9 protein-coding genes and 1 pseudogene are annotated in these 12,075 nt (G+C 71.8%); 2 read left to right on the top strand and 8 right to left on the bottom strand.

The annotated features are described in order from the left end of the window. Positions 1-9 precede the first annotated feature (9 nt). Together coaE and rpsA are read right to left on the bottom strand one after the other, a co-directional pair. Positions 10-1,227: a dephospho-CoA kinase gene (gene coaE / locus GA0070623_RS27395; protein WP_067304060.1), complete on the bottom strand. Its 1,218-nt coding sequence runs from the start codon at positions 1,225-1,227 to the stop codon at positions 10-12. 326 nt (positions 1,228-1,553) lie between these two features. Next, on the bottom strand, positions 1,554-3,050 hold the full coding sequence (gene rpsA, locus GA0070623_RS27390) for a 30S ribosomal protein S1 (protein ID WP_067304014.1): 1,497 nt from the start codon (positions 3,048-3,050) through the stop codon (positions 1,554-1,556). 404 nt (positions 3,051-3,454) lie between these two features. On the opposite strand from rpsA, the gene GA0070623_RS27385 reads away from it, so the two are divergent. Together GA0070623_RS27385 and GA0070623_RS27380 are read left to right on the top strand one after the other, a co-directional pair. After that, positions 3,455-4,264, top strand: coding sequence for a class I SAM-dependent methyltransferase (locus GA0070623_RS27385; protein ID WP_067304057.1), 810 nt, complete (start codon positions 3,455-3,457; stop codon positions 4,262-4,264). Positions 4,265-4,397: 133 nt separating this feature from the next. Then, a pseudogene (locus GA0070623_RS27380) lies at positions 4,398-4,742 on the top strand (DUF3140 domain-containing protein); the annotation flags it as partial. A 62-nt stretch (positions 4,743-4,804) separates the two neighbouring features. On the opposite strand, the gene GA0070623_RS27375 reads toward GA0070623_RS27380, so the two are convergent. From GA0070623_RS27375 to GA0070623_RS27350, 6 genes are all read right to left on the bottom strand, one after another. Next, a complete protein-coding gene (locus tag GA0070623_RS27375) occupies positions 4,805-5,365 on the bottom strand; it encodes a cysteine hydrolase family protein (protein ID WP_067304008.1) in 561 nt (186 codons plus the stop codon). A gap of 60 nt (positions 5,366-5,425) precedes the next feature. After that, on the bottom strand, positions 5,426-8,125 hold the full coding sequence (gene polA / locus GA0070623_RS27370; protein WP_067304005.1) for a DNA polymerase I: 2,700 nt from the start codon (positions 8,123-8,125) through the stop codon (positions 5,426-5,428). A gap of 213 nt (positions 8,126-8,338) precedes the next feature. Continuing rightward, positions 8,339-9,049, bottom strand: a complete 711-nt coding sequence (locus tag GA0070623_RS27365; RefSeq protein ID WP_067304002.1) for an ABC transporter ATP-binding protein — start codon at positions 9,047-9,049, stop codon at positions 8,339-8,341. After that, positions 9,039-9,944, bottom strand: coding sequence for an ABC transporter ATP-binding protein (locus GA0070623_RS27360; RefSeq protein WP_407938015.1), 906 nt, complete (start codon positions 9,942-9,944; stop codon positions 9,039-9,041). Before GA0070623_RS27360 ends, GA0070623_RS27365 begins: the two co-directional genes overlap by 11 nt. Positions 9,945-9,951: 7 nt before the next feature. Next, positions 9,952-11,106 carry a branched-chain amino acid ABC transporter permease gene (locus tag GA0070623_RS27355; protein ID WP_067303999.1) on the bottom strand — a complete coding sequence of 385 codons (1,155 nt, stop codon included), beginning with the start codon at positions 11,104-11,106 and terminating at the stop codon, positions 9,952-9,954. Further along, on the bottom strand, positions 11,103-12,053 hold the full coding sequence (locus tag GA0070623_RS27350) for a branched-chain amino acid ABC transporter permease (RefSeq protein ID WP_067304054.1): 951 nt from the start codon (positions 12,051-12,053) through the stop codon (positions 11,103-11,105). Before GA0070623_RS27350 ends, GA0070623_RS27355 begins: the two co-directional genes overlap by 4 nt. Between the last annotated feature and the right edge of the window lie 22 nt (positions 12,054-12,075).

The raw sequence follows: 12,075 nt of genomic DNA, 5'->3' as shown, positions 1-12,075 counted from the left end.
CCGGACCCGTCAGGGGCGCCAGCCGGTCTGCGCGGCCCACGCCTCGGCGCGCAGGTACTCCTCGTCGAACCACGGGTCGGCGGCGGTGTCGGCCTCGACGCCGGCCGGTGCCGAGGCCGCCAACTCCCGCTTCACCAGCAGGTAGGCGGCCCGCCGGTCGGGATCGGCGCGCAGGTGGTCACGCATCAGCAGGGCGTGCCGCCAGCCGGGCGAGCCGGCCACTCGCAGATGCACCTGGACCGCGCGGCCCGGATCGGCGCTGCCGTGCCACCGCTTCTCCCAGCCGTCGTCACCCGTCCCGCCCTCGTCGCCGGCCCGGCCCCTGCCGACCGCCGTCCGGGGGCAGTCCCACCACCGGCCGGGCAGCCTCGGGAAGCCGGCGTCGGCGAGCCGCTGGGCCAGCGGGCCGTCCGCCTCTGCCAGCGACGGCACGGTCACCTGCACGTCGACGACGTCCCGGCCGGCCAGTCCGGGGACGGCGGTCGAGCCGACGTGGTCGAGACGCAGGTCGGCCGGGGCCAGCGCGTGCCGGATCCGGGCGGCGAGCCGGGCGTACTGCTGCGGCCAGGTCGGATCCGGCTCGGGCCGTACCACCACCGGTTCCCCGGCCACCCGGTGCTCCCGCACGTTGCGCTCGTAGGGCAGCAGCCGGTCCCGCCACAGGGCGTCCACCGCGGCGTGCAGGTCGTCGAGGCCGCCGTCGTTGTCGAGCAGCACGTCGGCGGCGGCGGCGCGGCGGGCGTCGTCGGCCTGGGCGGCGATCCGCCGCTCGGCCTCCGCCCGGGACATCCCCCGGTCCCGCGCCAACCGCTGCAGCCGGGTGGCCACCGCCGTCCGCACCACCACCACCAGGTGGTACGTCGGCGCGAGCCCCACCTCCACCAGCAGCGGTACGTCGTTGACCACCACCGCGTCCGGGGGCGCCGCGGCGAAGAGTTCCGCCGACCGGGCCCGGACCCGGGGATGGGTGATCTCCTCCAACCGGTGACGGGCGGCCCCGTCGGCGAAGACCAGCGCGCCCAACGCGGCCCGGTCCAGCGTCCCGTCGGCGGCCAGCACCCGGTCGGAGAAGGCGGCGACGACGGCCGCCAGCCCGTCGCTCCCCGGCGCGACCACCTCGCGGGCGATCCGGTCGGAGTCGACGATCACCGCGCCCAGCGCGGCCAGTCGCGCCGCCACCGCGCTCTTACCGGACCCGATGCCCCCGGTCAGTCCCACCCTCAACACCGACCCAGTCAACCGGATCGGCGTCCGCCACACCACACCGACCCACCACACCGAGTCGGACCGCCTCACCCAGCCCGGCGCGCCCGGGGCGTCCCGCACAGTCGGCGAGGTAGCGGTATCCGATGTCACCTGGACCGCAACATCGCCACCCCTGAGTCGATCGTCCCGTCCCGTCCCGTCGCGGGACGGGAGCGGCGGCGGCCGGGAACGGCACAGAGCCCCGTCCCCGATCCGCGTGGCGGATCGGGGACGGGGCTTCTGTGTCAGCGGCGACCCGGACCGGGGGTGACGTCAGACGTCGTACCGGGTGGGAGGCAGCTTACGGATCACTTGCCGCCGGCGAGCTTCTCCCGCAGGGCGGCGAGCGCCTCGTCGGTGGCCAGCGTGCCGGCCGGCTCCTCGGCCTGCCGGCTCGGGGCCGACGAGCTGGTCGAGGTGGTGGTGCCACCGGTGGCGACCGGAGGCGCCGGGTTGGCGGCGGCCTCGGCGTCGGCGGCCCGGGAGGTCTGCACCTGCTTGGTGTGGGCCTCCCAGCGCTGACGCGCCTCGGCGTACTGGTTCTCCCAGGTCTCGCGCTGCTTGTCGTACCCCTCGAGCCACTCGCCCGTCTCCGGGTCGAAGCCCTCCGGGTAGATGTAGTTGCCCTCGGTGTCGTACGTCGCGGCCATGCCGTAGAGGGTCGGGTCGAAGTGCTCCTCGCCCTCGACGAAGCCCTCGTTGGCCTGCTTGAGCGACAGCGAGATCCGGCGACGCTCCAGGTCGATGTCGATGACCTTGACCATCACCTCGGAGCCCACCTGGACGACCTGCTCCGGGATCTCCACGTGACGCTCGGCCAGCTCGGAGATGTGGACCAGGCCCTCGATGCCGTCGTCCACCCGGACGAACGCACCGAACGGGACCAGCTTGGTGACCTTACCCGGCACGATCTGCTGGATCGCGTGGGTGCGGGCGAACTGCCGCCACGGGTCCTCCTGGGTCGCCTTCAGCGACAGCGAGACCCGCTCCCGGTCCAGGTCGACGTCCAGGACCTCGACCTCGACCTCCTGGCCGACCTCGACGACCTCGGACGGGTGGTCGATGTGCTTCCAGGACAGCTCGGAGACGTGCACCAGGCCGTCCACGCCGCCCAGGTCGACGAACGCGCCGAAGTTGACGATCGACGAGACGACGCCCTTGCGGACCTGCCCCTTCTGGAGCTTGTTGAGGAACTCGGTGCGAACCTCGGACTGCGTCTGCTCCAGCCAGGCCCGGCGGGACAGGACCACGTTGTTGCGGTTCTTGTCCAGCTCGATGATCTTGGCTTCCAGCTCGCGGCCGACGTACGGCTGCAGGTCACGCACCCGCCGCATCTCGACCAGGGAGGCGGGCAGGAAGCCGCGCAGCCCGATGTCGAGGATGAGGCCACCCTTGACCACCTCGATGACCGAACCGCGGACGACGCCGTCCTCGTCCTTGATCTTCTCGATCGTGCCCCAGGCCCGCTCGTACTGCGCCCGCTTCTTGGAGAGGATCAGACGACCCTCCTTGTCCTCCTTCTGGAGGACCAGGGCCTCGATGTGGTCACCGACCGAGACGACCTCGGCGGGGTCCACGTCGTGCTTGATCGACAACTCCCGCGAGGGAATGACGCCCTCGGTCTTGTAGCCGATGTCGAGCAGGACCTCGTCCCGATCGACCTTGACGACGGTGCCTTCGACAATGTCGCCGTCATTGAAGTACTTGATGGTCTCGTCGATCGCGGCGAGGAAAGCCTCCTCGGAACCGAGATCGTCGTGGGTGACCCGGGTGGCGCTCGAGGGGGCCTCGATGCTGCTCGTCATGTGGGCGGTTGCTCCGGTCGGATGGGTTGTCACAGCAGGCGTGGTGTCGCAGTGACCCGTTCGCGCCAGCGGATCCGCCACCGGGCACACCGAACGATCGCCAAGAGAAGACCATTGGTGCTCCGACGACCGCGCACCTGCTCCCTGCCGAGGTACACGATCCACGAGCGCATCGTCTAGCCTACCCGCTGCATTACCACAGCGTGCAAGCCCTCCCGGGTCCTCGCGACCTCGTCAGCTGCGAAAGCGGAGATTTCGGTCGGAAGACACCTCCGCTGTCTCATCCGTCACCTCCACCTCACGGGACCGACAGCGTACGGCCGTCCGGCACGCCGCGCGCACCGGGGTCCGTCAGGTGGCACCCACCCAGGGCCTAGCGTGAGCGGGTGCACGACAACGAGCAGGTGAGCGACGACGAGCGGGTGCTCCGCCGCCGGGTGGGCGCCACGGAGACCCGACGGGCCAACCGTGGCTGGTGGGACCACGACGCCGACGACTACCAGGCCGAGCACGGCGCGTTCCTGGGCGAGGTGGACTTCCGCTGGTGCCCCGAGGGGTTGCGCGAGGCCGACGTGCGGCTGCTCGGCGAGCTGGCCGGACGACGGGTCCTGGAGGTCGGCTGCGGGGCCGCGGCCTGCGCCCGCTGGCTGGCCACCCAGGGCGCGCACCCGGTCGCCTTCGACCTCTCCGCCGGCATGCTGCGGCACGCCGCCCGCGCCGCCCGCGCCAGCGGGGTGCCCGTTCCGCTGGTGCAGGCCGACGCCCTGGCCCTGCCCTTCGCCGGGGCGTCGTTCGACATCGCCTGCACCGCCTTCGGGGCGATCCCGTTCGTCGACGACTCGGCCGCGCTGATGGCCGAGGTGCACCGGGTGCTGCGCCCCGGCGGGCGGTGGGTCTTCTCGGTCACCCACCCGATGCGCTGGGTCTTCCTCGACGACCCGGGCGAGGGCGGGCTGACCGCCGTGCACTCCTACTTCGACCGCTCGCCCTACGTGGAGCAGGACGACCGGGGGGTGGCCAGCTACGTGGAGCAGCACCGGACCCTCGGCGACCGGATCCGCGAGCTGGTGGGCGCGGGTTTCCGCCTGCTCGACCTGGTGGAGCCGGAGTGGCCGGCGGGGCACCGGGAGACCTGGGGGCAGTGGAGCCCGCTGCGTGGGCGGCTCTTCCCCGGCACCGCGATCTTCGTCGCCGAGAAGCCGGCCACCGCCTGACCGGGCGGTCCCGACGAATCCCGGCTCCGGGCCGGTCGTTTCGGTGCACCGCCGCCGGGTACCCGGCCGCCATGGCCGTGCAGAGGTTCCGCGTCCGTCCCGAGGGCCCGGGGCGTGCCGGGGGTGGTGCGCCGTGAGCCGGACCGACGATCCGCAGCAGACCTACCGGGAGTTCACCGAGGCGGTGAACATGAGACCCGGCGAGCTGTCCGCCTGGTTGCAGACCGAGGAGTCCAAGCGGGTGGGCTGGCACAGCGGCGGACGCGCCGGGGGTGGCGAGTCGGTCGGGCACGCGTCCGGTCGGCGGATCGTCGACCTGCTGCGCCGCAAGCGGACCGAACTCTCCGCCGCCGACTACCGGCACATGCGCAAGGTGATCGGGTACGTGCACCGGCACCTGGCGCAGCGGCCCGGCGGTGACGTCCGGGAGACGAAGTGGCGCTGGTCGCTGATGAACTGGGGCCACGACCCGCTGCGCTGACCGGCCCGCCCCCACCCGGCACGAACCCGAGGTGTGGACCGGGCGGCCGGGCACCGGGGTCAGGCGGTGGCGGTGAAGTCGACGTCCCGGGTCTCGACGGTGCCGGCCGTACGCCCCGGGGCCGACTGGTGGGACCAGTAGAGGTTGGTGTGCGCGACGACCTGCTCCGGCGGCGGGGCACCCCAGGCCGTCATGTCCTCCGTGGTGTGGGCGTCGCTGACCAGAATGGTGTCGTAGCCCCGGACGAACGCGCCGTGCAGGGTCGACCGGACGCACACGTCGGTCTGCGCACCGGCCAGGACGAGCCGGCCGACCCGCAGCCCGGCCAGCACCGACTCCAGCGTGGTGTCCTCGAAGGAGTCGCCGTAACGCTTCTCGACCCTCGGCTCGTCCTGCCCCGGCGTCAGCTCGGGGACGATCCGCCAGTCGGCGCCACCCGGGACGAGCTGGGCGTCGCAGTGCTGCACCCAGACGACCGGCACCCCTTCCCGCCGGGCCCGCTCCACCAGCGCGCCGACGTGGGCGACGACCTCGTCCCGGCGGAACGCCCCGGCCACCACGCCGTTCTGCACGTCGACGACGAGCAGCGCGGTGTGCGGCCGGTCGGCGAGTGTGGTCATCTCTCCCCCTGGTGACGATGAACCCGGCCGGAACACCTCCGGCCGGGGTCGGGCGGCCGGCTAGTGGTCGGCGCTGTTCCAGTCCCGGCCCTCGCCGACGGAGACCTCCAACGGCACGGACAGCGGGTACGCGGTGCCCATCTCCTGCCGCACCAGCGCCTCCAGCGCCTCCCGCTCACCGGGGGCGACCTCGAAGACCAGCTCGTCGTGCACCTGGAGCAGCATCCGCGACCGCAGCCCGGCAGCGCGCAGCGCGGTGTCGACGTGCAGCATGGCGACCTTGATGATGTCGGCCGCCGAGCCCTGGATGGGCGCGTTGAGGGCCATCCGCTCGGCCATCTCCCGTCGCTGCCGGTTGTCGCTGACCAGGTCGGGCAGGTAGCGGCGGCGGCCCAGGATGGTGGAGGTGTAGCCGTCCTGACGGGCCCGCGCCACCACCTCGTGCAGGTAGTCGCGCACCCCGCCGAACCCGGCGAAGTAGTTCTCCATCAGCCCCCGGGCCTCCTCGGCGGTGATGCCGAGCTGCTGGGACAGGCCGAAGGCGCTCAACCCGTACGCCAGCCCGTAGTTCATGGCCTTGATCTTGCGGCGCTGGTCGGCGGTGACCTCGCCGACGGGGACCGCGAAGACCGACGACGCGGTGGCGGCGTGGAAGTCGTGGCCGGAGTTGAACGCCTCGATCAGCGCCTCGTCCAACGACAGGTGCGCCATGATCCGCATCTCGATCTGGCTGTAGTCGGCGGTGAGCAGCGTCTGGTAGCCCTCCCCCACCACGAAGGCCCGCCGGATGCGCCGCCCCTCCTCGGTACGGATCGGGATGTTCTGGAGGTTGGGCTCGGTGGAGGAGAGCCGGCCGGTGGCCGCGACGGTCTGGTTGAAGGTGGTGTGGATCCGGCCGTCGTCGGAGACCGACTTGAGCAGCCCGTCGACCGTCGACTTGAGCTTGGCCACGTCCCGGTGGCGCAGCAGGTGCCCCAGGACCGGGTGCGGGTTCTGCGCGTGGAGCCACTGGAGCGCGTCGGCGTCGGTGGTGTAACCGGTCTTGATCTTCTTGGTCTTGGGCAGGCCCAGCTCGGTGAAGAGGATCTCCTGCAGCTGCTTGGGCGAGCCGAGGTTGAACTCCCGGCCGACCGCCGCGTACGCGCCCTGCGCGGCGGCCTTCACCTCGGCGGCGAAGTGCGCCTCCAGCTCGGAGAGGTAGTCCGTGTCGGCGGCGATTCCGGTGGTCTCCAGGTTGGCGAGCACCCGCATCAGCGGCAGCTCCACCTCGGCCATCAACCGGGCGGACTGCTCGCCGTCGCGGGACAGCTCGGCGTCGATCGCGTCGGCCAGGTCGAGGGTGGCCCGCGCCTGGAGCATGAGGTTCTGCTCGGCCACCCCTTCGTCGCCCAGCCCGTCGAGGGTGAGCTGGCCGGTCTCCGGGGCGTCGACCCGCAGCTCGCGGTGCAGGTAGCGCAGGGCGAGGTCGGTCAGGTCGTAGGAACGCTGGTCGGGGCGGGCCAGGTAGGCGGCGATCTGGGTGTCCCGGGCGATGCCGGCCAGCGCCCAGCCGTGCGCGGCGAACGCCAGCAGCGCCGGCTTGCTGTCGTGCAGCACCTTGGGCCGCCCGGCGTCGGCCAGCCAGTCGGCCAGCGCGGTGTCGTCGGCGGGCTCCAGACCGGCCGGGTCGACCCAGGCCGCGGCGCCGTCGGCGGTGGCCAGGGCCAGGCCGGTCACCGAGGCGGTGTGCCGCCGGTTGGGGCCGGTGTCCAGCTTGGCGGCCAGCCCGATCGCGCTGCCGGCCGGGGCGTGCGCAGCCAGCCACCCGGCCAGCGCGCCGGGCGCGGTGAGCACCTCGCCGGCCAGGTCGAAGCCGGCCTCGGCCTCCGGCTCCACCGCCTCCAGGTACTGGTAGAGCCGGTCCCGCAGGATCCGGAACTGGAGGGTGTCGAAGACCTGGTGCACGGCCTCGCGGTCCCAGCCCTGCCAGCGGGCGTCCTCGGGGCGGATCGGCAGCTCCAGGTCGGAGACCAGGCGGTTGATCTCGTAGTTGCGGATCACGTCGGCGAGCCGCTCACGCAGGCTCTCGCCGGCCTTGCCCTTGATCTCGTCGGCCCGCGCGACCACGCCCTCGACCCCGCCGTACGTCTGGATCCACTTGGCGGCCGTCTTCGGGCCGACGCCGGGGATGCCGGGCAGGTTGTCGCTGGTCTCCCCGACCAGGGCGGCCAGGTCGCGGTAGCGCTGCGGGCCGACGCCGTACTTCGCCTCGATCGCCGCCGGGTCCATCCGGGCCAGGTCGGAGACGCCCTTGCGCGGGTAGAGCACCGTCACCTGGTCGCCGACGAGCTGGAAGGCGTCCCGGTCGCCGGTGCTGATCAGCACCTGCATGCCCTGGTCCCGGGCCTGGCAGGCGAGGGTGGCGATGACGTCGTCGGCCTCGTAGCCCTCCCGCTCGACGACCGGGACGCGCAGCGCGTCGAGGACCTCCTTGACCAGGCTGACCTGGCCCTTGAAGTCGGCCGGGGTCTCGCTGCGGCCGGCCTTGTACTCCGCGTACTTCTCGGTGCGGAAGGAGCGGCGGGACACGTCGAAGGCGACCACGATGTGGGTGGGCTGCTCGTCGCGGAGCACGTTGATCAGCATCGAGGTGAAGCCGTAGACCGCGTTGGTCGGCTGCCCGGTCGTGGTGGAGAAGTTCTCCACCGGCAGGGCGAAGAACGCCCGGTATGCCAGGGAGTGTCCGTCGACGAGGAGCAGGCGCGGCGTCGTAGCTGTCACGGCAGCGACTCTAGTCCGTACCCCCGACAACCCCGCCGCTCGGCACGGCCCGCGCCGCCGAGCGGCACGGCGAGGCCGGCCGCACCGGGGGCACCGAGCCGCAGCGCGCTCGCGGAGCCGCACCACGAGGCCGGCCGCACCGGGGCACCGGCACCACGACGGCGGCTGCCGTCCGCCCCGCGAGGGGACGGACGGCAGCCGGGTGGAGCGGGTTCAGGCGACGCCGAGGTACGCCTCCTTGACCGCCGGGTCGTGCAGCAGCTCCTGACCGGAGCCCTCCTTCACGATCCGCCCGGTCTCCAGCACGTAGCCCCGGTGGGCGCGGGAGAGCGCCTGCTGGGCGTTCTGCTCCACGAGCAGGATCGTGGTGCCCTGCTCGTTGATCCGGGTGATGATCTCGAAGATCTGCTGGATCAGCTTCGGCGCGAGCCCCATCGACGGCTCGTCGAGCAGCAGCAGCCGGGGCCGGGCCATCAGCGCCCGCCCCACGGCCAGCATCTGCTGCTCGCCGCCGGAGAGGGTGCCGCCGGCCTGCTTGCGCCGTTCGGCCAGCCGGGGGAAGAGGTCCAGCACCATGGCCAGGTCCTTGGCGATCTCCGGCCGGTCACGCCGGGTGTACGCCCCCATCTCCAGGTTCTCCAGCACCGTCATGCCCGGGAACACGCCCCGGCCCTCCGGTGCCTGCCCGATCCCCCGGGTCACCCGCAGGTCGGCGCGCATCCGGGTGACGTCGGTGCCGTCGAAGACGATCGAGCCCTCGGCCACCGGACGCAGCCCGGAGATCGCCCGCATCGTGGTGGTCTTGCCCGCGCCGTTGGCGCCGATGAGCGCGACCACCTCGCCCTCGTTGACCACCAGGCTGATCCCGTGCAGGGCCTGGATGCGCCCGTAGAGCAGGGTCAGGTCCTTGATCTCAAGCAGCATCGGTCGGCACCCCCAGGTACGCGGCGATCACCTTCGGGTCGTCCCGGACCTCGGCCGGCAGGCCCTCGGCGATCTTCTTGCCGAACTCCAGCACGACGATCCGGTCGGTCACGCCCATCACCAGCCGCATGTCGTGCTCGATCAGCAGCACGGTGATGCCCTTGTCGCGGATCATGCGGATCAGGCCGAGCAGCTCCTCCTTCTCCGCCGGGGTGAAGCCGGCGGCCGGCTCGTCCAGGCAGAGCAGGGCGGGGTCGGTCGCGAGAGCCCGGGCGATCTCCAGCCGGCGCTGCTCACCGTACGACAGGTTGCGGGACAGGTCGTTCGCGCGCCGTTCGATGCCCACGAACCGCAGCAGCTCGTACGCCTTCTCCCGGCCCTCCCGCTCCTCCCGCCAGTGCCGCGGCAGCCGGAGCATGGCCGCGATGACGCTGGTCTTGTGGTGGACGTCCGTGCCCACCATCACGTTCTCCAGCGCCGTCATCTCGGGGAACAGCCGGATGTTCTGGAACGTCCGGGCGATGCCGGCCTTGGTGATCCAGGACCGCCGCTTGCCGTTGGTGCGCTGCCCCTTGAACCGGATCTCGCCCTCGGTGGGCCGGTAGACGCCGGTCATCGCGTTGAAGCAGGTCGTCTTGCCGGCGCCGTTGGGGCCGATCAGGCCGAGGATCTCCCCCCGGTAGAGGGTGAAGTTGACCTTGTCGAGGGCGACCACACCACCGAAGCGCAGGGTGACGTCGTCGACCTCCAGCAGCGGTTCCCGCCCGGCGGCGTCCCGCCCCGCCGGGGTGGCCGCCGTCGGGGCACCGGAACCGGGCTCCGGCGGCACCCCGACGGTGCTGCGGCCGTCGGCGACCACGTCGCGGTCGCTGCTGGCGTCGCGCTCGCTTTTCATCTGCGGATCACTCACTGGGCACCTTCTCCTGCGGAACCGCCTCCTGGCGCCGGTCGGCGAACTCCGCCGCCCGCCGCCGGTTGGGCACGATACCCTGCGGTCGGAAGATCATCATCACGATGATGACCAGGCCGAAGATCAGGATCCGGTACTCCGCCGCGTCGAACTCCACCCCGATCAGGTCGCCGACACCACGCAGCCACTCCGGCAGGTACCAGGTGATCGCGCCGCCGACGATGGCGCCCTTGATGTTGCCGGCGCCGCCCAGGATGACCGCGGCGAGCACCAGGATGGAGCTCTCCAGCACGAACTGGTCAGAGTTGATGAACGTCTGCTTGCCGGCGAAGACCGCACCGGTCAGGCCGGCCACCGCCGCCCCGATCGCGAACGCCCACAGCTTGTACTTGAACGTCGGCACGCCCATCACCTCGGCCGCGTCCTCGTCCTCCCGGGTCGCCACCCAGGCCCGGCCGACCCGGCTGTTGGCCAGGTTCCGGACCAGCACGATGACCAGGAGGATCAGCGTCAGCAGCAGCCAGTAGTAGGGGCGGGAGTCCACCACGCCGAACAGCGGCTTGCCGTCCGAGCCGGTGCCCGGCGGGTGCGGGATCGCCGGGATGCCCCGCTGACCCTGGAGCACACCCTCGTTGCGGGCCGCGTAGAGCCTGATCATCTCGGCGAAGCCGAGCGTCACGATGGCCAGGTAGTCGCCCCGCAGCCGCAGCGTCGGGCCGCCGAGGATGACACCGGAGACCATCGCGACCATCACCGCGATCGGCACCGCCGCCAGCCACGGCCAGTTCGTCCCCAGCCGGCTCTCCGGCGAGGTCAACAACGCCACCGTGTACGCGCCGAGCGCGTAGAAGCCGAAGTAGCCGAGGTCGAGCAGACCGGCGAAGCCGACCACCACGTTCAGGCCCACGGCCAGCAGCACGAAGACCGCGGTGTCGAACAGCACGCCCGCGAAGTCCGAGCGGGTGGTGTAGAGGGCGAAGTACTCGCTGCCGATGGGGAAGCCGAGGTACTCGTAGAACCACTTGTTGGGCAGGATGTAGAGCAGGACGACCAGGGCCGCGATCCCGGCCCAGCGGATCTGCTTCGGCATGGCCGCCCAGCGCCCCTTGGCGCCGGAGAGCCGGCCCTTGTTCACGGTGGCGGTCATGCGCGCGCCCTCCCGAGAGATTCGCCGAGCAGGCCGGTGGGCCGGAACATCAGCAGCACGATGAGCAGCACGAAACCGGTGAAGTCCTTCCAGTCTCCGCCGAACAGGCCCGCGGCGTAGTTCTCCGCCACCCCGAGCAGCAGGCCGCCGAGCAGCGCGCCGCGGAGGTTGCCGATGCCGCCGAGCACCGCCGCGGCGAACGCCTTGAGCCCGATCAGGAAGCCCACGTTGAACTTCGTGTAGCCGTAACGGACGTTCCACAGCAGGGCCGCGACGCCGGCCATCAGGCCACCGAGCACGAACACCAGCAGGATCACCCGGTTCTTGTTGACGCCCATCAGGGCGGCGGTGTCCGCGTCCTGGGCCACCGCCCGGATGCCGCGGCCGAGCCGGCTGCGGTTCACGAACTGGTCCAGGCCGATCATCATCACCAGCGTCACCCCGAGGATGAGCAGCTGGATGTTGGTCACGCTGGCACCGAAGACGGTGAACACCGTCTCGGAGGGCAGCAGCGTCGGCATGCCGAACGGGGCCCGGCGGGTGCCGATGCCGAACGACTCGGCGAGCACGAACGACGCGCCGATCGCGGTGATGAGGAAGGCCAGCGGGGGCGCGTTGCGCCGCCGCAGCGGCCGGTAGGCGACCAGCTCCACGGTCACGGCGGTCGCCGCGGAGGCGACCCCCGCCACGATCAGTCCGGCGACCAGCGCGAGCACCAGTGGCCCGATGGCCGGCGAGGGGGAGTTCTGGTCGTAGCCGAGGGCCTCCCAGGTCCACAGGGCGGTGAAGGTGCCGACCATGAAGACCTCGGAGTGGGCGAAGTTGATCAGGCGCAGAACGCCATAGACCAGGGTGTATCCGAGGGCCACCAGGGCGTAGATCGCGCCCTGTTCCAGCCCGGTGATGGTCAGAGCCGGGAAGTTCCCGAGCAACTCATCGAAGTTCAAGTAGGGCTCCAACTGTGCGGCC

The sequence above is a fragment of the Micromonospora rifamycinica genome (assembly GCF_900090265.1).
In the GTDB taxonomy this organism is placed as follows: domain Bacteria; phylum Actinomycetota; class Actinomycetes; order Mycobacteriales; family Micromonosporaceae; genus Micromonospora; species Micromonospora rifamycinica.
The sequence above is the reverse complement of the archived record's forward strand: the minus strand, read 5'-3'. Positions and strand labels throughout refer to the sequence as shown.

What these genes read in the sequence shown, in the direction of transcription:
- GA0070623_RS27360 (WP_407938015.1), bottom strand. Translation starts at nt 9,944, where the DNA reads ATGAAAAGCGAGCGCGACGCCAGCAGCGACCGCGACGTGGTCGCCGAC.
- GA0070623_RS27355 (WP_067303999.1), bottom strand. Translation starts at nt 11,106, where the DNA reads ATGACCGCCACCGTGAACAAGGGCCGGCTCTCCGGCGCCAAGGGGCGC.
- GA0070623_RS27365 (WP_067304002.1), bottom strand. Translation starts at nt 9,049, where the DNA reads ATGCTGCTTGAGATCAAGGACCTGACCCTGCTCTACGGGCGCATCCAG.
- rpsA (WP_067304014.1), bottom strand. Translation starts at nt 3,050, where the DNA reads ATGACGAGCAGCATCGAGGCCCCCTCGAGCGCCACCCGGGTCACCCAC.
- GA0070623_RS27375 (WP_067304008.1), bottom strand. Translation starts at nt 5,365, where the DNA reads ATGACCACACTCGCCGACCGGCCGCACACCGCGCTGCTCGTCGTCGAC.